Source organism: Stenotrophomonas maltophilia group sp. P373 (genome assembly GCF_053295075.1).
Window position 1 is genome coordinate 621,774 of sequence record NZ_CM129994.1, and the last position, 26,813, is coordinate 648,586.

13 protein-coding genes are annotated in these 26,813 nt (G+C 68.8%); 9 read left to right on the forward strand and 4 right to left on the reverse strand.

Annotation, left to right across the window (positions count from 1 at the left end; all coding sequences use genetic code 11):
* Positions 1-7: 7 nt before the first annotated feature.
* Together ACSYHF_RS02870 and ACSYHF_RS02875 are read right to left on the reverse strand one after the other, a co-directional pair.
* Positions 8-433, reverse strand: coding sequence for a DNA polymerase III subunit chi (locus ACSYHF_RS02870; RefSeq protein WP_005415211.1), 426 nt, complete (start codon positions 431-433; stop codon positions 8-10).
* 82 nt (positions 434-515) lie between these two features.
* Positions 516-1,994, reverse strand: coding sequence for a leucyl aminopeptidase (locus ACSYHF_RS02875; RefSeq protein ID WP_447576066.1), 1,479 nt, complete (start codon positions 1,992-1,994; stop codon positions 516-518).
* Between the two features lie 104 nt (positions 1,995-2,098).
* Between ACSYHF_RS02875 and lptF the strand changes: the two genes are divergently transcribed.
* Positions 2,099-3,181 (forward strand): LPS export ABC transporter permease LptF, encoded by a 1,083-nt coding sequence (gene lptF / locus ACSYHF_RS02880; protein WP_447576067.1) that lies wholly within the window; start codon positions 2,099-2,101, stop codon positions 3,179-3,181.
* Positions 3,178-4,284 carry an LPS export ABC transporter permease LptG gene (lptG, locus tag ACSYHF_RS02885; protein ID WP_005415214.1) on the forward strand — a complete coding sequence of 369 codons (1,107 nt, stop codon included), beginning with the start codon at positions 3,178-3,180 and terminating at the stop codon, positions 4,282-4,284. The genes lptF and lptG overlap by 4 nt, the downstream gene beginning before the upstream one ends.
* A 93-nt stretch (positions 4,285-4,377) precedes the next feature.
* Here lptG and ACSYHF_RS02890 read toward each other — a convergent pair whose 3' ends face one another.
* Complete coding sequence (locus ACSYHF_RS02890) at positions 4,378-4,869, reverse strand: RDD family protein (protein WP_065179146.1); 492 nt, start codon at positions 4,867-4,869, stop codon at positions 4,378-4,380.
* A 56-nt stretch (positions 4,870-4,925) separates the two neighbouring features.
* Between ACSYHF_RS02890 and xerD the strand changes: the two genes are divergently transcribed.
* On the forward strand, positions 4,926-5,903 hold the full coding sequence (gene xerD, locus ACSYHF_RS02895; protein ID WP_005415216.1) for a site-specific tyrosine recombinase XerD: 978 nt from the start codon (positions 4,926-4,928) through the stop codon (positions 5,901-5,903).
* 100 nt (positions 5,904-6,003) lie between these two features.
* Positions 6,004-6,789, forward strand: coding sequence for a thioredoxin fold domain-containing protein (locus ACSYHF_RS02900; RefSeq protein WP_154350214.1), 786 nt, complete (start codon positions 6,004-6,006; stop codon positions 6,787-6,789).
* Between the two features lie 110 nt (positions 6,790-6,899).
* Here the strand turns inward: ACSYHF_RS02900 and ACSYHF_RS02905 are convergent, their stop codons facing one another.
* Positions 6,900-8,999 (reverse strand): glycosyl hydrolase family 18 protein, encoded by a 2,100-nt coding sequence (locus tag ACSYHF_RS02905; protein ID WP_447576068.1) that lies wholly within the window; start codon positions 8,997-8,999, stop codon positions 6,900-6,902.
* 818 nt (positions 9,000-9,817) lie between these two features.
* Between ACSYHF_RS02905 and purL the strand changes: the two genes are divergently transcribed.
* The 5 genes from purL (at position 9,818) to xpsF (ending at position 26,780) form a co-directional block, all read left to right on the forward strand.
* Positions 9,818-13,702: a phosphoribosylformylglycinamidine synthase gene (gene purL, locus ACSYHF_RS02910; RefSeq protein WP_138953198.1), complete on the forward strand. Its 3,885-nt coding sequence runs from the start codon at positions 9,818-9,820 to the stop codon at positions 13,700-13,702.
* 439 nt (positions 13,703-14,141) lie between these two features.
* Complete coding sequence (locus ACSYHF_RS02915; protein ID WP_447576069.1) at positions 14,142-21,665, forward strand: ESPR-type extended signal peptide-containing protein; 7,524 nt, start codon at positions 14,142-14,144, stop codon at positions 21,663-21,665.
* A 158-nt stretch (positions 21,666-21,823) separates the two neighbouring features.
* A complete protein-coding gene (locus ACSYHF_RS02920; RefSeq protein ID WP_197599321.1) occupies positions 21,824-23,677 on the forward strand; it encodes a S8 family peptidase in 1,854 nt (617 codons plus the stop codon).
* Positions 23,678-23,813: 136 nt separating this feature from the next.
* On the forward strand, positions 23,814-25,535 hold the full coding sequence (gene gspE / locus ACSYHF_RS02925; protein ID WP_053499707.1) for a type II secretion system ATPase GspE: 1,722 nt from the start codon (positions 23,814-23,816) through the stop codon (positions 25,533-25,535).
* Between the two features lie 24 nt (positions 25,536-25,559).
* Complete coding sequence (gene xpsF, locus ACSYHF_RS02930) at positions 25,560-26,780, forward strand: type II secretion system protein XpsF (RefSeq protein ID WP_005415224.1); 1,221 nt, start codon at positions 25,560-25,562, stop codon at positions 26,778-26,780.
* Positions 26,781-26,813 lie beyond the last annotated feature (33 nt).

Consider the following 26,813-nt stretch of genomic DNA (forward strand, 5'->3'; position numbering starts at 1 on the left):
CGCGCGCTCACATGTCGTGCTTGTTCAGGTCGTAACCGGCGGCCTTGTACTGGCGCCAGCGCTCGCGCAGCGGTTCGCGCGCTTCCGGATCGGCCGGCACCACTTCCAGCACGCGCTCGCACTGGCCCAGCCAGGGCTCGTCGCGCAGGTTGATCACCAGCGGACGCGCCGGTGCCTCGGTGCCGGGTACCGCGATCAGTACCAGGGCCTCTTCCTCGTCCATGTCTTCGCCGGCGATCTGGTGCGGGATGTAGGCGTCGTTGTCGAACGCCCACAGCAGCTCGTCCAGCTCCTCGGCCTGGGCCTGGTCACGGGCCAGCACCAGGGTGAACAACCCGGCGTCGTTGGCCTTGCGCGCCAGCTCACAGACCAGGCGCAGCGGCTCGGTCAGGAAGCGGGGCTTGGCGATCAGGTAGAAGTCGGCGCGGGGCATGGCAGGGTCCGGGTCAGGCAGGGGCCCGGCAGTGCCGGGCGAGGCCCCGGCCGGCGTCTGCCGGCCAGGGTCGGGTACGGCATCAGGCGCGGGCGGCCTGGTCCAGCAGCCACTGGCTCAGCAGGCCGACCGGGCGGCCGGTGGCCATGCCACGCTTGCCTTCATCGCTGGCCACGCCGGCGATGTCCAGATGGGCCCAGCGCTGGCCTTCGGCGAAGCGCGACAGGAAGCAGCCGGCGGTGATCGCGCCGGCCCAGCGGCCACCGATGTTGTAGACGTCGGCGAAGCTCGAATCCAGCATCGGCTGATACTCGTCCCACAGCGGCAGGCGCCAGGCGCGGTCGAACACGTGCTCGCCGGCGGCCAGCAGCTCGTTGGCCAGGTCGTCGTGCTTGCTCATCAGGCCGGCGGTCTGGTGGCCCAGGGCGACCATGCAGGCACCGGTCAGGGTGGCGACGTCGACCAGCGCGGCCGGCTCGAAGCGCTGCGCGTAGGTCAGCGCGTCGCACAGGATCAGGCGGCCTTCGGCGTCAGTGTTGCCCACTTCGATGGTCTTGCCCGACATCGAGGTGATCACGTCCGACGGACGATAGGCGTTGCCATCAATGGCGTTTTCCACCGCCGGGACCACCACGACGAGGTTCAGCGGCAGCTTGGCCCTGACCGCAGCGACGAAGGTGCCGATGACGTTGGCGCCACCGCACATGTCGTACTTCATTTCCTCGATGCCGCCCTGGGTCTTCAGGTTGACGCCACCGGTATCGAAGGTGATGCCCTTGCCGACCAGCACGTACGGCTTGGCGTCACCGCCATTGTTCCACTTCAGCACGACCAGGCGCGGGCGGTTGGCCGAGCCACGGGCCACGGCCAGCAGCGAACCCATGCCCAGCGCTTCCATCTGGTGCTCGTCGAGGATCTCGGCTTCGGCACCGTCGTGCTCGCCGGCGAACTTCACGCCCACGTCGGCCAGATAGGCCGGGGTGCAGTAGTTCGGCGGCAGGTTGCCCAGCTCACGGGCGAACTCGACACCGGCGGCGATGGCCTGGCCCTGTGTCAGGGCCTGGCTGTCGTCACCGGCGATGGCCAGCTGGGTCAGGCCGGCGTCGTCGGCCTTCTTCTTGCCCAGGGTGGCGGTGTAGCGGTAGGCGGCGTGATCGGCGGCGATCACCGCCTGACGGATCGCCCAGGCCGCGTCGCGGTCCTTCACCGCCACCTCGGACAGGGTGAACAGTGCGCTGCGGGCAGCACCGGCCTTCAGCGCGCGCACGGCGTCGCCCACGGCCTTCAGGTACTGCGGCACGCCGAAACGGGCGGCTTCACCGAGGCCGACCACCAGCACGCGCGGGGCGGTTACGCCCGGCAGGTCGTGCAGCAGGGTGGTTGCGCCGGTCTTGCCGGACAGGTCGCCACGCTCGGCCAGGGCCGCCAGGCGGCCACCGCTGGCGGCATCCAGGGCCTGCGCGGCCGGGGTCAGGGTATGGTCGGCATACGCGCCGACCACCAGGCAATCAACGGTGGCGGCGGCCGGAGCAACGTGGTTCAGGGTGAATTCGAGGGCCATTGAGCAGATTCCATTGGCGAGTCCGTACAATCGCAGGCCGTTTACGCCCAGACAGTAGACTGGGCGGCACCGCGAACGAACCCCAGAGTTTAAACCACCGCCCCATGCTGAAGCTCGACCGATACCTGCTGGGCGATTTCGTCCAGAGTTTCCTGGCTACCCTGATCGTCCTGCTGGTGGTCAGCGTGGGCGGCGTGCTGGTGGACATCCTCGGCAACATCGCCGACGGACGCCTGCCGGCCAAGCTGCTGTTCTCCCAGCTGGGCCTGCAGTTCATCGCCTACCTGCCGCTGATCCTGCCGCTGGCACTGACGCTGGGCCTGCTGCTGGCCGTGGCGCGGCTGTACCGCGACTCGGAAATGGCGGTCATCACCGCCATTGGTGTCGGCCCCAAGCGACTGCTGCGGCCGCTGCTGATGCTGGTGGTGCCGGTGGTGCTGCTGGTCGGCGCCTGCTCGCTGTGGCTGGGCCCGTGGGCAGGCCGGGTGGCCGAGCAGATGATCATCGAGGCCAACCGCAGCGTGCTGATGGCCGGCCTGGAGCCGGGCCGGTTCACGCCGCTGCCCAATGGCGGCGTGGTCTACCTGTCCTCGATCTCGCCTGACGGCACCGAGCTGGGCAAGGTGTTCATGCAGCGGCAGAAGGACGATCGCCTGGAAGTGGTGTCGGCCAACAGTGGCCGCATGTACTTCGAGGGCACCCGCCAGCGTTTCCTGGAGCTGGATGATGGCCACCAGGTGGAAGGCCCGGTGGCCGCTGGGCTGGATTACCGGCTGGCGACCTTCGCCCGCAACGACGTGGCCCTGCCCGATGGCGCACAGACCCGCACCGAGGATGATCCCGAACTGATGCCGACCCTGCAGTTGATCGGAGATGCGCGGCCGCAGGCGCAGGCGCAGCTGCATCGCCGGCTGGCACCGCCGCTGATCGCGCTGGCATTCGCCCTGCTGACCGTGCCGTTGGGCCGCAGCTCGCCGCGCCAGCAGCGCTACGGCCGCATGATGCTGGCCCTGCTGGCCTACATGGTGGGCACCAACCTGATGTTCATCGGCAGCGGCTGGATCGCCAACGGCAAGATCCCGGCCGCGCTCGGCCTGTGGTGGCTGACCCTGCCGCTGCTGGCGCTGGCGATCTGGATGTATGTACGTGATGGCCGCCTGGCCCGCCCGAAGGGAGCCCGCGCATGAGGCTGCGCCCGATGCGTTTCGACCTGTACCTGGGCCGGTCGGTGTTCACCACCGTGCTGCTGACCTGGGCGGTGCTGGTGGGCCTGGACGTGGTGATGGCCTTCTCCGGCGAATTCAAGGACATCGGCAAGAACGGCTACACCCTGGGCCATGCCGCCGCGTGGGTGCTGTACACGGTGCCGCGCCGTGCCTACACCTTCTTCCCGACCGCTGCGGTGATCGGCGCACTGATGGGCCTGGGGCAGCTGGCGGCGACCTCGGAGCTGACCGCGCTGCGTGCCCTGGGCCTGTCGCGCAAGCGCCTGAGCGTCTCGGTGGCGATCGCCCTGTCGCTGTTGACCGCCGTGATGGTGCTCAGCGCCGAGACGCTGGGGCCGTGGGGCCAGGACCGCGCCGATGCGCTGAAGACCAGCGCCAAGTGGGGGCTGGATATCTCGACCACCCGCTATTCCGGGCTGTGGGCACGCGAAGGCGATACCTTCCTCAATGCGCAGAGCGGCGAGGAGCAGCTGGTCGGTGACAAGGGAACTCGGTTGATCCTGCGCGACGTGCGCCTGTACCGGGTCGCCGAGGATGGCCAGATCGCCTCGTTGACCCATGCCGCCACCGCCGAGCACGACAAGGACGGCTGGGTGCTGACCGGCGTGCGCCGCGACACCTTTGGCGAGCGCTCGGCAACCCGTCAGGAAGTGGCACGTGAACCCTGGAACTCGAAGTTGGACCCGGCCGCGCTGGCGACCGGCATCGCCAAGCCGCGTAACCTCAGCGTGTCCGAGCTGAGCACCAGCATTGCCTACCGCCAGCGCAACGGGCTGGATGCGCGCGACTTCGAGGATGTGTACTGGAGCCGCTGGTTCTACCCGGTGAATGTGCTGGCCCTGTGCCTGGCGGCGGTGCCGTTCGCGTTCGGGTCGCTGCGCAGCGGCGGCATGGGCAAGCGCCTGTTCCTGGGCATCCTGTTCGCATTGGGCTTCTGGCTGCTGCAGCTGTTCTTCGGCCGCATGGCCGGCGCGCTGAAGTTCGATTACCGCATTGCCTACGCGTTGCCGCCGATCGTGATGCTGGCGGTGTCCGGACTGCTGTTCCGGCGCAAGTCGGGCTGATCCTCGTTGTTGTTGTAGAGCCGAGCCTGTGCTCGGCTGTCACGTACAGTGCGGAAAGCAGCCGAGCACGGGCTCGGCGCTACAGACAGCGCCTTACCGTTTCGGCATCCGCACCAGGCGGGTACCGCTGGCGCGGTCGTGCCAGGTCAGGCGTTGGCGGTCGACCCACGCCCACCAGAATCCCAGTCCGCCCAGCAGCAGGGACAGCGTGCCCACCGCAAAGCGCAGCCACAACTGGCCGCGCCGCAACGGCGTGCCATCGATTGATCGCACTGTCAGCCGCCACGGGCGCATGCCCAGGGTCTGTCCACCGCGGCGCCAGCTGGCCGTCGCGTACCAGCCCGTGATCGCCCAGCACACCGCCCACAGCAGCCACTGCCAGGCACTGAACGGCGCGATGTTCTCGCGTTGCGCGTGGCCGCTGAAGGTGTAGGCGAGGGTGAACAGCGTGCCGGCCAGCATCCACAGCGCCAGCACCGGCAGTGCGTCGTAGACCATCGCCAGCACGCGCCAGGCCAACAAGGCACGTGGGCGGGGCATTTCGGTAGCGGCCGCAGGGGCCGTGTCGGTGGCAGGGCGGGACATGCGCCGAGCATACGCAAAGCTGGCCGTGCCCGCAGTGGCCCTCGTATCCTGCACGCATGGCCCTTGTCTCCACCCCCGCAGAACGCCGCCAGCTGGTCCAGCAACTACCCGAGCTTCGCGCCGACGACGGCGTGCGCATCCAGCGCTTCCTCGATGCGATCTGGGCCGAGAACGGCCTGGCCCGTGCCACCCTCGACAGTTACCGGCGTGACCTGGAAGGGCTGGCGCGCTGGATGGATGGGCGCGACGGTGGCCTGGCCGGCATCGAGCGTCCTGGGCTGTTCGATTATCTGGCCTGGCGCACCCGGCATGGCTGGTCACCGCGCAGCAACGCGCGCCTGCTGTCGGCGTTGCGGGCGTTCTTCGCCGATGGCGTGCGCCGCGGCGAACGCAGCGAGGACCCGAGTGCGCTGCTGGATCCGCCGAAGCTGCCACGATTGCTGCCCAAGGCGCTGGCCGAGAGCCAGATCGACGCGCTGTTGGCAGCACCGGATGTCGACAGCCCACTGGGCCTGCGCGATCGCGCCATGCTGGAACTGATGTATGCCGCCGGCCTGCGCGTGAGCGAGCTGGTGTTGCTGCCGGCCACGGCGGTCAACCTTCGCCAGGGCGTGCTGCGGGTCACCGGCAAGGGCAGCAAGGAACGGCTGGTGCCGCTGGGCGAGGAATCCCAGCACTGGCTGGAGCGTTACCTGCAGCAGTCGCGCCCGCAGCTGGTCGGCAAGGGCAAGGTGCATGCCCTGGCGGATGGGCAGGCCCCGTTGTTCATTGAACCGACGCTGCATGCGCTGACCCGGCAGGCGTTCTGGCATCTGGTCAAGCGCCACGCACAGGTGGCCGGCATCGACCCGGCGCGGATCAGCCCGCATGGGCTGCGGCACAGCTTCGCCACCCATCTGCTCAACCGCGGTGCCGACCTGCGCGCGCTGCAGATGCTGCTCGGCCACAGTTCATTGTCGACCACCCAGATCTACACCCTGGTAGCGCGCGAGCACCTGCAGAAGTTGCACGCCCGCCACCATCCGCGTGGCTGAGTGCCGGGCTGAATCGCTGCCCGGGGCGCTGCCGGGCGTCGCCGCCCGGTACCGGCGGCTGTGTCAGAATCCGGGGTCTTCTTCTGTCGCGGACCGCTCCATGCTCCGATTTGCCATCGCCGCCGTGTTCGGTGCGCTCAGCCTGACCGCCTGCGCCCAGCCGGCTCCGCCGGCCGCCAAGGCACCCGCCGCCGCTGCGGCCAAGGCCAGTCCGGCCGCGAATGCGCCAGCCGACCAGGCGGTACGCGCCGCACTGACCGCGTTGAACCCCGGTTTCCAGGTGGACTACATTGGCGCCGCGCCTTTCCCTGGCTTCCGCGAGGTCGTCGTTTCAGGCCAGCTTCTGTATGTGTCCGATGACGGCCGCTATCTGTTCCAGTCTCAGCCCTACGACACCCGCGCCAAGGGCCCGGCCAACAGCGAAGGCCTGCTCGGCTATCGCCGCGGCCTGCTGGCCAAGGCCAACCACGGCGATCGCATCGTGTTCGCCGCGCCGAACGCCAAGTACACCATCAGCGTGTTCACCGACATCGAGTGTGGTTACTGCCGCAAGCTGCACCAGGACATCGCCGAGCTCAACCGCAACGGCATCACCGTCGAGTACCTGGCGTTCCCGCGCATGGGCCTGGGCAGCAAGGACTACACCGACATGATTTCGGTCTGGTGTGCAGCGGATCGTCGCCAGGCGCTGACCAACGCCAAGCGCGGCGGCAACGTTCCCGCCAGGAACTGCACCAATCCGGTGGCGATGCAGTACGCGCTGGGCCAGCAGCTGGGCGTGAATGGTACGCCGGCGATCTTCGCGCCGGACGGCACCCAGCTGGGCGGCTACCTGCCGCCGGCACAGCTGCGTGCGGCGTTGGAGAAGCTGTCGGCCAAGCGCTGACGCAGAATTGTGGAGTCGAGCCATGCTCGACTGCGGAAACATCAGCCGAGCATGGGCTCGGCTCTACAGATCAGAGGCCGGGGGCGCAAAATGCGCCCCCGGCTTTTCCCTTATTTCAGGCCATCACTGACTGCCTTGGTCAGCGTGCCCTGCGCATCGTCACCGCTGAACTCCCAGACGAACGCGCCGCCCAGGCCCTGGGTCTTCACGTAACCCATCTTGCGGGTGATGTTGGCCGGGGTGTCGAAGCTCCACAGCGTGCTGCCGTTGTAGATCCAGGTGGCACCGGCGGTGTTGTCGGTGTAGCCCGGCCACGCCAGGTTCTTCAGCACCTTCCAGTCCTCGATGCCGGCTTCATACGTGCCCGGGGCAGCACCGCTGGCGGTCTGGTACAGGCCGTTGTTGGCATTGGCCACGCCGGTCCAGCCACGCCCGTAGTAGCCGATGCCCAGGTTGAGCTTGGCGGCGGGCACGCCACGGCTGATGAAGGCCTCGATGGCGTCGTTGCTGTTGTACAGCTTCTGGTCGCCGGTGGACGGATCATTCGGCGAATCGAACAGCGCCGACTGGTGATTGGTCTTCGCATCCCACGCGCCGTGGAAGTCATAGGTCATCACGTTGATGTAGTCCAGGTAAGGGTGGTACGCCGCCGGATCTGTGACGCGGATCTTGTCGATGCCGGCACCCACCGCCACCGTCAGCAACAGGCCCGGACGCACCGCATCGAGCTGGCGGCGGAACTCGGCCATCAGCGCGGTGAAGTTGGCGTTGTCTTCCGGCTTGCCGCATTCGATGCCGCAGGCCACCGGGTATTCCCAGTCGATGTCGATGCCGTCGAACACGCCCAGCGCCGCACCGGCGCCGCCGGCACCGTCGGTCACCGGCAGGTTGCCCTTGATGTAGGCGTCGATGCACGAGGCAACGAAGGCCTGACGGTTTTCCGGGCGCGCCGCGCTGGAGAAGCCGCGCGACCAGGTCCAGCCACCCAGCGAGATCAGTACCTTCAGGTTCGGGTACTTGGCCTTGAGCTGCTTGAGCTGGTTCCAGTTGCCGCGCAGCGGCTGGTCCCAGGTATCGGCGCTGCCGCTGACACTCTCGGCGGCACTGAAGGCCTTGGTGTAGTCGGCGAAGGCATCGCCACCGGCACCGCTGTTCGGATCCGACGGCTGGGTGATGCCGACTTCGCAGCGGTTGTTGCGCACGTTGCCGAACGCGTAATTGATGTGGGTCAGGCGCGCGGCCGAGCCGCTGCTGTCGATGTTCTTGACCCGGTAGTTGCGGCCGTAGATGCCCCACTGGGTGAAGTAACCGATGACCCGCTTGCCGGTGGTGCCACCGTCACCGGCCAGCGTGGTGGCGCTGATCTCGGTGCCCTGCGCCGACGCGTTGCCGGCGTTGTCGCGCGCCCGCACGCGGTAACGGTAGGTGGTCGATGCGGTCAGCCCCCCATCCACATAGCTGGCACTGGACGGCGAACCGACCAGGCTTCCGTTACGGTACACGTCATAGCCGGCCAGGCCACTGCCACCGGTGTTGTCGGTGGATGGGCTCCAGCTGAGCGCGATGCTGTTGGCAGTGCGCGTTCCGGCCGCCAGCCCGCCGGGCACGCTCGGCGCGGTGGTGTCGCCGCTGGCGGCGTTGACGGTGATGGTGACCGTCGCCGTGCTGGCGGTGGCATTGTTGTTGTCAGTGGCCACCGCGCGCACGGTATGGCTGCCGGCGCTGGCGTTGGTCCAGCTGGCTGCATACGGCGCACTGGTGGCCACGCCGAGCGTGCTGCCGTCGCGGAAGAATTCGACCTTGGCGACGCTGCCGTCCGGATCGCTGGCGGTGGCGGTCACGTTGACCGTGCTGCCGGCGCTGAAGGTGGCGCCGTTGGCCGGCGAGGTCAGGCTGACCACCGGCGGCTGGTTGGTGCCGCTGCCATCGCAGGCACCGAGGTTGGTGTAGTAGGGCGCGCCGGCCGGATGGTCCGGCGGCGCGTTCCAGATGTCCTGGTTCGCCCGATAGAGGACGCCTCCTTTCTGCAGGGTATCGCCGGCCCGGTAGATCTTGGCCTGGTCCCATTCGGCCACCCCGGCACAGCTGGCGGCCTGCGCCAGGCCGGGCAGGACGGCGGCACCGGCGGCCAAGGCAAGCAGCCAGGCCAGGCGGCGGGGACGACAGCTTCGGGTCGAACGTTCGGCACTGCGCACAATCGGGTCGTACATGGGTGAGTCTCCGATCAAAGGGCGCGCGGGCCCCGATGGCGCCGCGCGTGACGCAGGTCCGGGCATCGCCCGGGAAGGCGACGGAGGGGCCGGACGGAGGCACCTGGGAGGCCGGGGAGAGAGTCCGGCACCAGGTGGGGACAACGTTGTCATCAATTGCGTGGTCAATCCGTGAGCAAGCGCATGGTTCGGCGATTTGGGCGGAAAGCGGCGCTGGCGCGCAGTCGGCGGCCATCGGCGGAGCCCCCTCGTGGCTGGGGCTTGCCGCGAACAGCGGATTTCTGGGGGTTGGCCGGGCGGGTGGGCTGCGCAGGGGGCGCTGCAAGTACGTCCATGTAAGCTCGGTCGCCGCATCCATGCGGCTCACGCCCCTGCGCAGCCCACCCGCCCGGCCACGGACAGGTTCCTGCGCGGCCAGCCACGAAAGACAGAAGAAAAAAACAAGGGCAAAAGCCGGTCGCTGCGCTCTTCAATGCCTGATTTCTGACATTTCCTGGTTGCCGGCCAGCGGCCGGCACTACCGGGAAGCGTCCACGCATGGCCGCAGATCGCGGGAAACTGTCGGGGCGGGGTGGTGGGAGCCAGCAGGACCGTTGGCGCCATGGATGGCGCCATCGAGCCCCCATGGATGGGTTTACGGCGTGTCCTGCTGGCTCCCACCGCCCCGCAAGCTCACAGAAGCCAGCTCTTGCTGTTGCTTTGGCCGTTGCCGTTGCTTCGGCCGTGGCCTCGGCGGGTGCCGGGCGCCGCCCGGCCAAAGCCCACCCCCCGCTTCCGGTACAATGTCGGGCCCGTTTCCCAACTACGGTTCCCCGGACATGATGGTCCTCGAGGGCGCGCCCGCCCTGTCGCCGTTCCGCCGCGAACGTCTTGAATCCCGCCTGCAGTCCATCGCTCCCTCCCTGCGCATCAGCGGCGCCTGGCACGTCTACTTCGTGCAGCCCGAAGGCAGCGCCGCCCCCGACCTGACCACGCTGTGCCGCATCCTCGAAGCGGCGCCGCAGGCCGAAGCCGTGGCCGAAGGCGCAGTCAGCCGCATCGTGGTGCCGCGCCTGGGCACGCTGTCGCCGTGGTCGAGCAAGGCCACCGAACTGGTCCGCGGTGCCGGCCAGCCGGTCAGCCGGGTCGAACGTGGCCTGCGCATCGACGTGCAGGGCTGGCCGGCCGATGCCGACGCTCAGCAGGCGCTGGTCAAGGCGCTGCACGACCCGATGACGCAGTCGGTGCTGGAGACCGTGGAGCAGGGCCAGGCGCTGTTCTCGGCGCCAGCGCGTGGCGAGCTGGAACGCGTGCCGGTGGACCAGCTGGAGGCCGCCAACCAGCGCCTCGGCCTGGCCATGGCCCAGGACGAGATCGACTACCTGCGTGAACGCTTCACCGCGCTGGGCCGCTCGCCGTCGGACGTGGAACTGATGATGTTCGCGCAGGCCAATTCCGAGCACTGCCGCCACAAGATCTTCAACGCCAGCTGGACCATCGACGGCCAGGAGCAGGACCGCTCGCTGTTCCGGATGATCAAGAACACCCACCAGCAGACCCCGCAGCACACGCTCAGCGCGTACAGCGACAACGCTGCAGTGATCGAAGGCCATCCGGCGTCGCGCTACCGTCCCGATCCGGCCAGTGGCGAATACCGCCGCGAAGCGCAGGTGCCCAGTGCCTTCCAGATCAAGGTGGAAACCCACAACCACCCGACCGCGATCGCACCGTTCCCGGGCGCTTCGACCGGCGCGGGTGGCGAGATCCGCGACGAAGGCGCGACCGGCCGTGGCGGCAAGCCCAAGGCAGGCCTGACCGGCTTCTCGGTCTCGCACCTGCGCATTCCGGAATTACCGCAGCCGTGGGAGGCGCCGCGCGCGCTGAACCCGCGCATGGCACCGGCGCTGGAAATCATGACCGACGGCCCGCTCGGCGGCGCCGCGTTCAACAACGAGTTCGGCCGCCCGAACCTGCTCGGCTACTTCCGCAGCTTCGAGCTGCCGGAAGGCGCCGACCTGGTGCGCGCGTACGACAAGCCGATCATGCTGGCCGGTGGCCTCGGCGCGATCGACCGCGTCCAGGTCGACAAGATCCCGCTGCAGGCCGGTGATGCGGTGATCGTGCTGGGTGGCCCGGCGATGCTGATCGGCCTGGGCGGCGGTGCGGCCAGTTCGGTGGCCTCCGGTGAAAGCGCCGAGGACCTGGACTTCGCCAGCGTGCAGCGCGACAACCCGGAAATGGAGCGCCGCTGCCAGGAGGTCATCGACCGCTGCGTGGCGATGGGCGCCAACAACCCGATCAAGTTCTTCCACGACGTCGGCGCCGGTGGCCTGTCCAACGCCATCCCCGAACTGCTGCACGACTCGAACGTCGGTGGTGTCATCGACCTGGGCAAGGTGCCCACCGATGATCCGTCGCTGTCGCCGATGCAGCTGTGGTGCAACGAGTCGCAGGAACGCTACGTGCTGGGCGTGGCCCAGGAACGCCTGGCCGAGTTCGCCGCGCTGTGCGCCCGCGAGCGCTGCCCGTTCGCTGCGGTCGGTGTGGCCACCGCCGAGGAACATCTGGTGGTGGCCTACGGTGCCGTGCCGGGCCACACCCCGGCCGATGCACCGATCGACCTGCCGATGGACGTGCTGTTCGGCAAGCCGCCGAAGATGCACCGCGATACCGCGCACCCGCCGGCACCGCGCTGGCCGGCGCTGAAGACCGGTGGCCTGGACCTGCAGGAAGCCGGCCTGCGCGTGCTCGCGCACCCGACCGTGGCCTCGAAGAACTTCCTGGTCACCATCGGTGATCGCAGCGTCGGCGGCCTGACCGCGCGCGAGCAGATGGTCGGCCCGTGGCAGCTGCCGGTGGCCGACGTGGCAATCACCCTGGCCGACTTCGACGGCGTAGCCGGTGAGGCGATGTCGATCGGCGAGCGCACCCCGCTGGCCCTGCTCGATGCCGCTGCTTCGGCACGCATGGCGGTGGGCGAAGCGCTGACCAACCTGTGCGCGGCCCCGGTCGATGCGCTGGATGAGATCAAGCTGTCGGCGAACTGGATGGCCGCGGCCGGTCACCCGGGCGAAGACGCGCTGCTGTACGACGCGGTGAAGGCGGTGGGCATGGAACTCTGCCCGCAGCTGGACATCAGCATCCCGGTGGGCAAGGACTCGCTGTCGATGCAGGCGCAGTGGCACGACCAGGGCGAAGCGCACAAGAGCGTGTCGCCGGTGTCGCTGGTGATCTCGGCGTTCGCGCCGGTCGCCGACGTGCGCCAGCAGTTGACCCCGCTGCTCGACCGGGAGGTGGACAGCGAGCTGTGGCTGATCGGCCTCGGTGCCGGCAAGCAGCGCCTGGGGGGTTCGATCCTGGCCCAGGTGCATGCCGACCACGGCGACCTGCCGGCCTTCGCCGGTGCCGCCCCGGACCTGGACGATCCGCAGCGCCTGCGGGGTTTCTTCGAGCTGATCCGCGATGCACGCCAGTCCGGCCTGCTGCTGGCCTATCACGATCGCAGCGACGGCGGTGCTTTCGCCGCGCTGTGCGAAATGGCCTTCACCTCGCGCCTGGGCCTGGACATCGCCCTCGATGCCTGGGGTGACGATCCGTTCCGCAGCCTGTTCAACGAAGAACTGGGCGCGGTGGTGCAGATCGCGCGCGAAGACCGTGCAGCGTTTGCCGACCTGGTTGAACGCCATGCATTGACCGAATGCGCGCAGCGCATCGCCAAGCCAACCACCGCACCGGTGGTGCGCGTGTCGCTGGGCGGCGAGAACCTGGCCGAGTGGCGCTGGGAGGCCTTGTTCGATGCCTGGTGGTCGGTCACCCACGCGATGCAGAAGCGCCGCGACAACCCGGCCAATGCCGATGCCGAGCGCGAGATCGCGCGTGCCTTCAACGCACCGGGCCTGAAGCCGAAGCTCAGCTTCGACCTCAACGAGGATGTGGCGGCACCGTTCATCAGCAGTGGTGCGCGTCCGCGCGTGGCGGTGCTGCGCGAGCAGGGCGTCAACGGCCAGATCGAAATGGCCAACGCCTTCGAGCGTGCCGGCTTCCGTGCCTTCGACGTGCACATGAGCGACCTGATTGAAGGCCGCGTGGCCCTGCAGGATTTCACCGGCCTGGTGGCCTGTGGTGGCTTCAGCTATGGCGACGTGCTCGGTGCCGGCCGTGGCTGGGCCACCTCGATCCTGGAGCGCAGCGCACTGCGTGATGCCTTCGCCGCGTTCTTCGCGCGCGAAGACAGCTTCGCGCTGGGCGTATGCAACGGCTGCCAGATGATGAGCCAGCTGAAGAACATCATTCCGGGTGCCGAGCACTGGCCGCAGTTCCGTCGCAACGCCAGCGAGCAGTTCGAAGCCCGCACCGCGCTGCTGGAAGTGGTGGAATCGCCGTCGATCCTGCTGCGTGGCATGGCCGGCTCGCGCCTGCAGGTGGCGGTGGCGCATGGTGAAGGCCAGGCCGTGTTCGACAATGCCGTCGACCAGGCTGCTGCACGTGTCTCGCTGCGCTACATCGATGGCAATGGCAAGGTGGCCAGCCAGTACCCGCTGAACCCGAACGGTTCGCCGGACGGCATCACCGGCCTGACCAGCAGCGACGGCCGCGTCACCATCATGATGCCGCACCCGGAACGTACCCCGCGCGCGCTCAACCTGAGCTGGGCACCGGCGGAATGGCAGGGTGATTCGCCGTGGATGCGCATGTTCCGCAACGCGCGGGTGTGGTGCGGCTGATCGCATCGTTCCGCGCAGGCCGCAATGCCACCGCGTATGGAAAAACCCGCCGCTTCGTCGGCGGGTTTTTCTTTGCACGCGTGAAACCCTTGTCGCGCCCGCTAGTTACATCGGTTTTCATGCGCCAGCGGTCCGTCACGTGTACCTAACAAAATACTTTTATAAACACGTGAAATGGTGAACTGCTTCACGGCAATAGCATTTGCCGTGTCAAAGTCTTGACGATCTGCAAAGTTGCCGTTAACACTTGAACCCCGTTTCAGAACCATTCATTCCGCAGTAACCGCTCGGCGCACGCGCTCGGTTTTCTGTCGCTGCGCGCCGTTCGGCAATACCCCGCAGTAAATCACGCGAATAAACGCCCCCAGGGGACGTTGGGCCACAAGGCCCGGCGGTGGCGTTGCTTTGCCCAAAACCAGTCCAATCAGGAGCCGTACCGATGAATCGGATTTATCGCAAGGTCTGGAACAAAGCATTGGGTCAGTTGGTGGTGGCCTCGGAACTGGCCTCCTCCGACAGCAGCGGTGGTGTTGTCGACCAGCGCCGTGATACGACACAGGCCACGCCCGCGCTGTTGGCGGTGGCACTGGGCCTGGTATTGGGATTGGGCATGAGCGGTTCCGCCATTGCACAGTCAGTGCAGATCGGCGGCAGCGCTACCTGCGTCGCATTCAGCGGCAAGCTGCTGGAAAAGTGCCTGATCGAAGGCTCGGCCACGGCCAAGGGCAGCAACGCGGTGGCGATCGGCAGCAACAGCAATGCCAGCGCCGCCAACAGCGTGGCGCTGGGCGCTGGCTCCAAAGCAGCGCGGGCCAATACCGTGTCCGTCGGCGACGCCGGCAAGGAACGGCAGATCACCAACGTGGCCGCTGGTACCCAGGCCACCGATGCGGTGAACAAGTCACAGCTGGATGCGCAGGCGCGCGCCACGCAGGCCGCGCTGGCGGATGTCGCCGCAGATGGAAACCGCTATTTCAAGGCCGATGGCGCAGGTGATGACAGCGACGCGGCGAAGATCGACGGGCAGGGCGCGGTTGCAGCGGGCGCCGGTGCGCAGTCGTTGGCCAATGCCACCACCGCCATCGGTACCCAGGCGATTGCCGCCGGCCTGGGCGCCAGCGCGTTCGGCCAGGGCGCATTGGCAATCGGTGACGCCAGCGTGGTGGTCGGGCAGAGTGCTGCCGCGTTCGGTCTTGGTGACACCGCCGTCGGCGCCAGTGCCTACGCTGCAAGCGAGAATGGCGCGGCCACCGCCCTGGGTGCGCTGTCCGAAGCCACCGCCGATGGCGCCACTGCCGTGGGTGGCGGTGCCGTGGCGATGGGCCCGGGCAGTACCGCACTGGGCCGCGGCGCCACTGCCGCCAATGAAGCATCAATCGCGGTGGGTGCGTTCAGCACCGCCGTCGGTGAGTACAGCACCGCGCTGGGGTCCAACTCGGCGGCGGTTGCCACCGGCAGCGTGGCGCTGGGCGCCGGCTCGCTGGCCGACCGCGTCGATACCGTCTCTGTCGGCGCCGCCGAATATGGCCTGACCCGGCAGATCACCAGCGTCGCTGCGGGCACTGAAGATACCGACGCGGTCAATGTCGGCCAGTTGAAGAACGTGGCCGCCGTGGCCGATGCCACGGCCAAGCGTTTCCAGGCCACTGGCAGCAGCAACAGCGACGCCGGCGCGCTGGCCGAAGGTGACGAGGCGCTGGCGGCCGGCGAGGCGGCCAACGCCATCGGCAACGGCACCACCGCCGTGGGTGCCGGCGCCACGGCCGTTGCGCAGAACGCCACCGCCGTCGGCAACAACGCGCTGGCGTCGGGCCAGAACAGCGCCGCGTTCGGCAACAACGCACAGGCCAACGGCCCGGGCAGTGTCGCCGTCGGTGGTGCTGCGGTGGATGCCGATGGCAATCCGCTGATCACCAGTGGCGGCGTGCCGGTGGAAACCGGCGCGACCAGCGCAGGTGTCGGTGGCACCGCAGTGGGCGCCAGTGCCGAAGCCAGTGGATTTGCGGCGTCGTCCTACGGCGTTGGCGCGTATGCCGCCGGTGCGCAGTCGTCCGCATTCGGTGCGGTCGCCAATGCCATCGGCGACTACTCCACCGCAATGGGTACGCAGAGTACCGCCACTGGTAGCAGCAGCGTCGCCATCGGCGGCCCGGCCGACCTGATTCCGGGCCTGGGCTTCTTCGTGCAGACCCAGGCCAGCGGCGAAGCCGCCACCGCGGTCGGCGCCGGCGCTATCGCCAGCGGTGATCGTGCGGTGGCCAACGGCAGCCTGACCGAAGCATCCGGCGTGGAATCCACCGCCGTGGGCTACTTCGCCTATGCCCCGGGTGAGAATGCCAGCGCGCTCGGTGCGCAGACCTGGGCCAGCGGTGCGCAGAGCACCGCGGTGGGCTACTACGCCACTGCACGTGGTGCCAACAGCGTCGCGCTCGGCGCGAATTCCGAAGCGGTGCGCGCCAACAGCGTGGCCGTGGGCAGTGCCGGCAACGAGCGGCAGATCACCAGCGTTGCCGCGGGCAGTGAAGCCACCGATGCGGTCAACAAAGCCCAACTCGACGCGGTGGCCAGCACCGCCGACGGCACCGCGCGCTTCTTCCAGGCACAGCCCGAAGCGGGCAGTGATGCCGGTGCGTTCGCCGAGGGCGAAGGTGCGGTCGCGGCCGGCTCCTCGAGCAACGCGATCGGTGCTGGTGCAGTTGCACATGGCGCTGCCGCGTCAGCGATCGGTGATGACAGCGTGGCGGTGGGTCGCAACAGCAGCGCCACCGGCAACGGTGGTGTTGCCATCGGTGGCCTCGGACAGGCCTACGACGAGTACAACCAGCCGATCATCGGCGCCGACGGAAAGGCGCAGCAGGTGGGCACCACGGCGGTTGCCGATGCCACGGCGGTCGGCAGCGGTGCGCAGGCCACCGGTGCCGTGAGCAGCGCGTTCGGCAATGCCGCCAAGGCCAGCGGCGACAACAGCTTCGCGGCCGGCGGCAAGTCGCGTGCGACCGGCAGCTATGCCGTTGCGGTCGGTGACAGCGCCTTCGCCAGCAGCGATGACAGCACCGCTGTCGGTGGCTACAGCTGGGCCACGGCCAGTGGTGCGAGCGCCTTCGGTTCCGGTGCATGGGCCACCGCCACCAACGCCTCGGCGTTCGGCAACGCGGCATGGGCCAGCGGCAGTGGCGCAACCTCCATCGGCTACAACAGCTGGGCCAATGGTGCCAGCTCAACCGCAGTCGGCCGTGGTGCCTTCGGCTATGGCGACAACAGCGTGGCGCTGGGCTTCCAGGCGCTGGGTAACAGCCTCAACAGCATTGCCATCGGCACCAACACGGTGGCCGGTGGTGAAAGCGCGATCGCGCTCGGGGCCGGCAGCAACGCCAGCGCCAGCAACGCTGTCGCGCTCGGCGCCGGCTCGGTTGCCAACCGCGCCCGCAGCGTGTCGGTCGGCAGCACCGGCAACGAGCGCCAGATCACCAACGTCGCCGCTGGCACCCAGGCCACCGATGCGGTGAACAAGGCGCAGCTGGATGCGGTGGCGAGTACCGCCACCACCACCAGCCGCTTCTTCCAGGCCAGTGGCAGCGGCGGTGACGTGGCCGGTGCGCTGGTGGACGGTGACAACGCGCTGGCCGCCGGTGATGCGGCCAACGCCATCGGCAACGGCGCCACCGCACTCGGCAGTGGTGCCAATGCGCTGGCCAACAACGCGCAGGCGATCGGTCTCAACGCGCTGGCCAGCGCCGCCAACGCCAGCGCCGTCGGTGCCAACGCACAGGCGACCGGTGAGTACGCCACCGCGCAGGGTGCGGAAAGCGAAGCCAGCGGCGAGCAGAGCGCGGCGTTCGGTGCCGCCAGCATCGCCAGTGGTGCCGGCAGTACCGCCAACGGTGTGTTGTCCGAAGCCTCCGGCGAGGAAGCCGTGGCGGTGGGCTACTTCAGCAATGCCAGCGGCAGCGGCGCCACCGCGGTCGGCAGCGAGAGCGTCGCCAGCGGCACCGCGTCGGCAGCGTTCGGCATCGGCGCCGAAGCGACCGGTGGCTACAGCACCGCCATCGGTGGCTATTCCCAGGCATCGGCGTTCAACGCCACCGCCTTCGGCAACTTCGCCAGTGCCACCGGTTCCAACAGCGTGGCGCTGGGCGGCGACTCCGAGGCGTCGGGTGCCTACAGCACCGCCACCGGCCAGGGTAGCCTGGCCACCGGCACCAACAGCGTCGCCGTCGGTGGTTCGCTGTTTGGCGTGCTGGCCACCGAAGCATCGGGCAATTACTCCACCGCCGTCGGTGGCGGCGCCTGGTCCGGCGGCATCAACAGCACCGCACTGGGCAACGCCGCCGAATCGCGCGCTGCCAACAGCGTGGCGCTGGGTGCCGATTCGATCGCGGACCGTGACAACACCGTGTCGGTAGGCGGTGCTGGCAACACCCGCCAGATCACCAACGTGGCCGATGGCACGCAGGGCAATGATGCGGTCAACAAGAACCAGCTTGACGCCGTAGCCGCAGCAGCGGAGAAAACCAGCAGGCAGTTCCAGGCCAGTGGCAACGCCGAGGGTGAAACCGGCGCCCTGGTCGAGGGTAACAACGCGCTGGCGGCCGGTGATGCGGCCAACGCCATCGGCAACGGTGCCACCGCACTCGGCAGCGGCGCCAATGCACTGGCCGCCAACGCCACGGCGGTCGGCATCGATGCGCTGGCCACCGGCAACAACGCCGCAGCACTGGGCAGTACCGCACAGGCCACCGGCGAAGACAGCCTTGCGCTCGGTACCGGCGCCAGCGCCAGCGAGCTCGGCGCCAGCGCGGTAGGGGCGCGTGCGCAGGCCAGTGGTGCGTACAGCACCGCGACCGGCACCGAATCCAACGCCAGTGGCACGCAGGCACTGGCCAGTGGCTTCCGCAGTGCCGCCTCTGCCGATGGCACCACCGCCGTCGGTGGCTATGCCGAAGCGAGCGGACGCCTCGGCACCGCGTTGGGCTACGGCTCGGCCGCCAGCGGGGCCAACACCACCGCGGTCGGCTTCGGTGCCGCCGCAGCCGGTACCGGTGCCGTGGCCGTGGGCCAGTCCAGCGAGGCCAGTGGCGAGGAGAGCGTGGCCATTGGTGGCAGCACCTTCTTCGGCTTGATCCCGTCGCGTGCCAGCGGCACCGGCGCGGCGGCCTTCGGTGCCGGCGCCTGGGCGACCGAAGATTACGCCACCGCGATCGGCTGGAATTCGTGGGCGGATGCCGCAGATGGCACGGCACTGGGCGCCAGTGCCACCGCCAGTGGGTTGAACAGCGTGGCGCTGGGCGCCGGCTCCAAGGCCGAGCGCGACAATACCGTGGCCGTGGGCACCGCGGGCGGTGAGCGCCAGGTGACGCATGTGGCAGCCGGCACCGAGGCCACCGACGCGGTGAACAAGGGCCAGCTGGACGCGGTTGCCAGCGTTGCCGATAGGACTGGCCGGCAGTTCCAGGCCAGCGGCAACGCCGATGGCGAAGCCGGTGCACGGGTGGAGGGCGACGACGCGCTCGCCGCTGGCAATGCGGCCAATGCGATTGGCAACGGCACCACCGCATTGGGCAGCGGCGCAACGGTGGTCGCGGCCAATGCCACGGCGGTCGGCGTTGACGCACTGGCCACGGCCGAGCAGGGTGTGGCGATCGGCAGCGGTGCCAGCAGCACCGCAGGCGGTGCCGTAGCGCTGGGTGCACAGAGCAGCAGCGGCGGCGCCGCCAGCATTGCGATCGGCGCGCAGTCGCAGTCGCAGGGCATCGGGGCGACCGCTGTCGGCGGCATGGCCGAGGCCGCCGGCCTGGCGGCCACCGCAGTGGGCTACGGCGCGATCGCCGATGGTCGCGAAACTACTGCAGTCGGCAACTTCGCACAGGCCAATGGCTGGCGTGCCACGGCGTTTGGTGCAGGCGCCAGCGCCGGCTTCTTCGGCACCGCGATAGGCAGTGCCGCGCAGGCCGCCGACGTGTCCACGGCGGTGGGCCAGGGCACCATTGCGCAGATCGCCGGCGCCGGCTTCGGCGTGCAGGCCAAGGCTGGCGAGTACGGCACCGCTCTGGGCAACAACGCCGCGACCGGATTGAACGGCGTGGCGGTCGGCTTCAATGCACTGGCCGGACAGGATGCCGCCAGCGTCAGTGCTGGCCGGTTCACCACCGCCATCGGCAGTGAGGCGTGGGCTACCGAAGACGGCGCCACCGTGGTCGGTTACAACAGCTACGCGCAGGCCAGCAACGCGACGGTGCTCGGCAGCAATACCTGGACCACCAAGGACGCCGGCAACAGCGTCGCGTTGGGTGCGGGCTCGCTGGCCGACCGTGCCAACACAGTGTCGGTGGGTGCCGCACAGGAGTGGGTCGATGCTGCCGGAGTCACCCACAGCGCGATCAACCGCCAGCTCACCAATGTCGCGGCCGGTACGCAGGCCACCGATGCGGTGAACAAGGGCCAGCTGGATGCAGTGGCCGCCACCGCCGATGCGGTCGGCCAACGCTTCAAGGCCAACGGTTCGGGTACCGCCAGTGCCACCGGCACGGATGCCGTGGCCATCGGCGGCAACGCCAACGCCAGTGGAAGCCGCAGCAATGCGCTGGGCAGTGGTGCCACGGCCATCGGCAACGCGGCGCTGGCACTGGGCGCCAACAGCGGCGCCAGCGGCAACAACTCAGTGGCATTGGGTGCCGGTTCGCGTGCGCTGGAGGCCAACGTGGTCTCGGTCGGCGGTGGCAACGGCACCGCCGGCCCGGCCACGCGGCGGATCGTCAATGTGGCCGACGGCCGCATCGCCGCCGGCAGCACCGATGCGGTCACCGGCTCCCAGCTCAACGTCACCAACCAGCGCGTGGGCGCAGTGGAAACCCGCGTGGGTGATTTCGATTCGCGTATCGCGACGGTCGAGACCACGGCGGCCAGCGCAGTCGGCTATGACGACGCCAGCCGTGATCGCCTGACCCTGTCCGGCTTCCAGGGCACCACCATCGACAACGTCGGTGCCGGCAGCATCGCCGCCGGCAGCCGCCAGGCGATCAATGGCGGGCAGTTGTTCCAGTCGCTCAGTGATGCCGCCAGCTTCCTCGGCGGTGGCGCCAGCGTCGGCATGCAGGGTGTGTTCGTGGCGCCGAACTACGTGATCCAGGGCGCCACCTACAGCAACGTCGGCGATGCGCTCGGTGCGCTGGACCGCAAGGTCAGCGAGATCGATCGCCGCACCGCCGGAGGCACGCGTTCGGGAACGGCAAGCCTGCGTTCGATGAGTGCCTCGCTGGATGAAAGCCTGCTGGCCAGCGTCGCCGACGCACCGGCCACCGCCGATGCAGCACCGGCCAGCACCGCACGCGTGCAGGGCACGCCGACTGCCGCCGCCGCCGGTGCCGGGATTCCGGTTGGCACCCCGGCCACGGGCTTCAATGCCGTCGCCATGGGTGAGGGCGCAGTGGCCAGTGGCGCCTCGTCCACCGCCATCGGCCAGGGTGCCAGTGCCACGGCTGCCAACGCGGTGGCTTTGGGCCAGGGCTCGGTCGCCGATCGTGCCAATACGGTGTCGGTGGGCAGCGAAGGCAACGAACGCCAGGTCACCAACGTCGCCGCCGGCACCACCGCCACCGACGCTGTCAACAAGGGCCAGCTGGATCGTGGCATGGCCACCGCCAACAGCTACACCGACAGCCGCGTGCAGGCCGTCGCCGACAGCTTCGATGTGTTCAAGGGCGAGATCGACGGGCGCCTGCGCCACATGGATCGTCGCATCGACCGCCAGGGCGCGATGAGTGCGGCGATGCTCAACATGGCCACCAGTGCCGCCGGTATCCGCACCCAGAACCGGGTCGGCGTCGGCATCGGTTTCCAGGGCGGCGAGTCGGCGTTGTCGCTGGGCTACCAGCGTGCGATCAGCGATCGCGCCACGGTCACCTTCGGCGGTGCCTTCAGCAGTGACGACAGCTCGGTCGGCGTTGGTGCCGGCTTCGGCTGGTAAGCCAAACCACTGCGCCGGCGGCCACCCACGCCGGCGCCAAACCTGCAATCAGGGCCTGGGGGGAGGTCACGGCAATCCCGGCTGGGCCGGCCGGGAGTCGTCAAGGAATGATGGCCGCAGTGTTGGTTCGATCCATGACCCAGAAGAGGAATTTCGACGTGATCAAGAAGCAGAACCTTCGCATCAATGTGCTTGCCGCCGCCGTGCTGTCGATGACCGCGGTGGGTGCCGTCCACGCCGCCGGGTTGCCGACCCGTGAACCGGTGCGCCAGGCCAGCACCGCCGAGCCGGGCGCCGAGCGCATCATCGTCAAGTATCGTGCCGGCACCGCTGCGGCGGGCGACCGTTCGGCCAAGCTGTCCACCGTGCAGTCCGCGCTGACCCGCGCCAGCCTGTCCGGTGGCACCGCCCGCGCCAGCACGCTGGGCCCGCAGGTCGTGCGCAGGCTCGGCGTCGGTGCCGACCTGATCCGCCTGCAGGGGCGCCTGGCGCCTGCGGAACTGCAGCGCGTGCTGAAGGAACTGAAGGCCGACCCGGCCGTGCAGTACGCCGAAGCCGACGTGAAGCTGCGCCGCACCGAGCTGCGCGCCGGTGACGTGCAGCCGGCGCTGGCGCCGAACGATCCGTACTACCAGCAGTACCAGTGGCACCTGCACAACGCCACCGGTGGCATCAACGCACCGTCGGCGTGGGATGTATCGCAGGGCGAGGGCGTGGTGGTGGCCGTGCTCGACACCGGCATCCTGCCGCAGCACCCGGACCTGGTCGGCAACCTGCTGGAAGGCTACGACTTCATCAGCGATGCCGAGACGTCGCGCCGTGCCACCAACGATCGCGTGCCGGGCGCGCAGGACTATGGCGACTGGGTCGAGAACGACAATGAGTGCTACACCGGCTCCGTCGCGGAGGACAGCTCCTGGCACGGTACCCATGTGGCCGGCACCGTGGCCGAGCAGACCAACAACGGCGTCGGCATGGCCGGTGTCGCGCACAAGGCGAAGGTGCTGCCGGTCCGCGTGCTCGGCAAGTGCGGTGGCTACCTCTCCGATATCGCCGACGCCATCACCTGGGCCTCCGGCGGCACCGTGGCGGGCGTGCCCGCCAATGCCAACCCGGCCGAGATCATCAACATGAGCCTGGGTGGAAGCGGCAGCTGTGACGGAACCTACCAGGATGCGATCAATGGCGCGATCTCGCGTGGCACCACCGTGGTCGTGGCGGCCGGCAACGAGACCGACAACGCTTCCAAGTACCGTCCGGCCAGTTGCGACGGCGTGGTGACCGTCGGTGCCACCCGCATCACCGGCGGCATCACCTACTACTCCAACTACGGCACCCGCGTGGACCTGTCCGGTCCGGGTGGTGGTGGCAGCGTCGATGGCAATCCCGGCGGCTACGTCTGGCAGTCCGGTTCCGATGCGGCCACCACGCCGGAGTCGGGCAGCTACAGCTACATGGGCATGGGCGGCACGTCGATGGCCTCGCCTCACGTGGCTGCCGTCGCTGCACTGGTGCAGAGCGCGCTGATCGCCAAGGGCAAGGATCCGCTGGCCCCCGCCGCGATGCGCACGCTGCTGAAGGAAACCGCGCGCCCGTTCCCGGTCAGCATTCCGGCCGCCACCCCGATCGGCACCGGCATCGTCGATGCCAAGGCGGCGCTGGCCAAGGCACTGGAAGAGCCGTGCACCGAGAACTGCGGGCCGGTGGCGACGCCGCTGACCAACAAGGCCGCGGTGGGGGGCCTGAACGGTACGGCCGGCAGCAGCCGCCTGTACAGCTTCGAGGCAGCCGCTGGCAAGCAGTTCAGCGTGATCACCTACGGTGGCACCGGCAACGTGTCGGTCTACATCGCCCAGGGACGCGAGCCGAGCGCCAGCGACAACGATGGCAAGTCGACCCGTCCCGGCACGTCCGAAACGGTACGGGTGAACAAGCCGGTGGCAGGCACCTACTACATCAAGGTGGTGGGCGAAGCGGCCTACAACGGCGTCAGCATCCTCGCCACGCAGTAAACCTGTCGTGTCGTAGTTGAACGGCCGAGGCCCGTCATCCTGTGTGACGGGCTTCGTCTTTTTACGAAAGCTGGCGGCAGGGCGGCGGAAATCATGGCTTAACTGCTAAAGTCGGTCCGATTGACAGGAGAGTCACGTGAACGCGCTCGCTGCAACCGTTACCGACGATGCCGAAGGCCGCATCCTGGATGCGCTGCTGGCACGCGGCCGGCTCAAGGAAGGAGACCTGGCGCGCGCGCGGCCGCTGCACGCCGAGGCCGGCGGCAGCCTGCTGGGCCTGCTGGTGCGCCTGGGCCTGGTGTCTGAACGCGACCAGGCACAGGCCAGCGCCGAGGTGCTGGGCCTGCCGCTGCTGGAGGGCAAGCAGGTGCCGGAGGCCCCGCCGCAGGCGCTGGCCGAAGGGCTACCGCTGTCGCTGCGTTTCCTGAAGCAGTTCCATGTGTGCCCGCTGGAGTTGAATGAACACGGGGTGCGTCTGTGGCTGGCCGATGCCCACGATGCCTATCCGCAGCAGGCCGTGCAGTTGGCGCTGGGGGTTCCGGTGACACCGGTGCTGGGCATGCGCGCGGAGATCGATGACCTGGTCGAGCGCTGGTTCGGCCAGGGCCGCAGCGCGATGGGCGCGATCGTGGAAACCGCCGATGGCGAAGGCGGCGCGGTCGACGATATCGAGCACCTGCGCGACCTCGCTTCGGAAGCGCCGGTGATCCGTCTGGTCAACCTGGTGATCCAGCGTGCGGTGGAACTGCGCGCTTCGGATATCCATGTCGAACCGTTCGAGAGCCGGTTGAAAGTCCGCTACCGGGTTGATGGCGTGCTGGTGGAGGGCGAGAGCCCGCCGGCCAATCTCACCGCCGCGGTGATCAGCCGCATCAAGATCATGGCCCGGCTCAACATCGCCGAGCGCCGCCTGCCGCAGGACGGCCGCATCATGCTGCGCGTGCAGGGCAAGGAGCTGGACCTGCGCGTGAGTACCGTGCCTACCGCGCATGGCGAAAGCGTGGTGATGCGCCTGCTGGACCGCGAAACGGTGGTCTTCGATTTCCACCGGCTCGGCTTCACCGACGCCTTCCTGCCGCAGTTCCGCAAGGTGCTGGAACAGCCGCACGGCATCCTGCTGGTGACCGGGCCGACCGGCTCGGGCAAGACCACCACGCTGTACACCGCGCTGAGCCAGCTCAACACCGCCGACGTCAAGATCATCACGGTGGAAGATCCGGTCGAGTACCAGATCGAGGGCATCAACCAGATCCAGGCCAAGCCGCAGATCGGCCTGGATTTCGCCAACGCGCTGCGCAGCATCGTCCGCCAGGATCCGGACATCATCATGATCGGTGAAATGCGCGACCTGGAAACCGCGCGCATCGCCATCCAGTCGGCACTGACCGGCCACCTGGTGCTGTCCACCCTGCACACCAACAATGCGGCCGGTGGCATCACCCGCCTGCTCGACATGGGCGTGGAGGATTACCTGCTCACCTCGACCATCAACGGCATCCTGGCCCAGCGCCTGGTGCGCCGGCTGGAGCCCACCCATGCCGAACGCTACGCAGCCTCGCCAGAGGAGATCGAACGCTTCGAGCTGCGCCGCCTGCAGCCGGAGGGACCGATCCACCTTTACCGCCCGAAGCCCTCGGCGCTGGCGCCGACGGGCTACCTGGGGCGTACCACCATCATGGAATTCCTGGTGATGAACGATGCGCTGCGGCGTGCGGTGATGCGTCGCGATGGCATGGGCGAGATCGAGCGCATCGCCCGCGAAGCCGGCATGCGCACCATGTACGAGGATGGCCTGTCCAAGGCGCTGAGCGGACAGACCACCATCGAGGAAGTGCTGCGCGTGACCGAGGAAAGCTGATGCGCGCAGGACGCAGGGGCTGACATGCCGAACTACCGCTACAAGGCGCTCAATCCGCACGGTGAGGTCTTCGACGGGCAGATGGAAGCGGCCAGCGAGGCCGAGCTGATCGCGCGCCTGCAGGACCAGGGCCACCTGCCGATGGAGACGCAGCTGGCCGACGCCGGCGCGATCGGCGGCCGCAGCTGGCGCAACCTGCTGCAGCAGCGCCCCCTGCAGGGCGCCGCCCTGCTGCAGTTCACCCAGCAGCTGGCGACCCTGCTCGGTGCCGGCCAGCCGCTGGATCGCGCGCTGTCGATCCTGCTGGGGTTGCCCGAGGACGAACGATCGCGCCGCGCGATCACCGACATCCGCGACGTGGTGCGCGGCGGTGCACCGCTGTCCACCGCGCTGGAACGCCAGCATGGGCTGTTCTCGCGCCTTTACGTGAACATGGTGCGCGCCGGCGAAGCCGGCGGCAGCCTGCATGAAACCCTGCAACGCCTGGCCGACTACCTGGAGCGCAGCCGCGCGCTGCAGGGCAAGGTCATCAACGCGCTGGTCTACCCGGCGATCCTGCTGGTGGTGGTGGGCGGTGCGCTGCTGTTCCTGCTTGGCTACGTGGTGCCGCAGTTCGCGCAGATGTACGAGAGCCTGGACGTGGCGCTGCCGTGGTTCACCAATGCGGTGCTGCAGCTGGGCCTGTTCGTGCGCGACTGGTGGGTGCTGCTGCTGGTGGTGCCGGCGCTGCTGGCGCTGTTCTTCGAGCGCAAGGCGCGGCAACCGGCGTTCCGGCTGGCGCTGGATGGCTGGCTGCTGCAGCGCCGTGGCATCGGCCGTCTCGTCGGTGAACTGGAGACCGCGCGCCTGGCGCGCACGCTGGGCACCCTGCTGCGCAACGGCGTACCCCTGCTGGGCGCACTGGGCATCGCGCGCAACGTACTGGGCAACCGCGCGCTGGCCGCCGATGTGGAAGCGGCCGCCGATGAAGTGAAAAATGGTGCCGGCCTGTCGCTGGCACTGTCGCGCGGCAAGCGCTTCCCGCGCCTGGCCCTGCAGATGATCCAGGTCGGCGAGGAATCCGGCGCCCTCGATACCATGCTGCTGAAGGCCGCCGACACCTTCGAACAGGATAGTGCCCGGCGCATCGACCGCCTGCTGGCGGCGATGGTGCCGGCGATCACCCTGGTGCTGGCCTCGGTGGTGGGCGCGGTGATCGTGGCCGTGCTGGTGCCGCTGTACGACCTGACCAATGCCATCGGTTGACGATGGCACTCCCTGCAACCCCGACACTCCGCA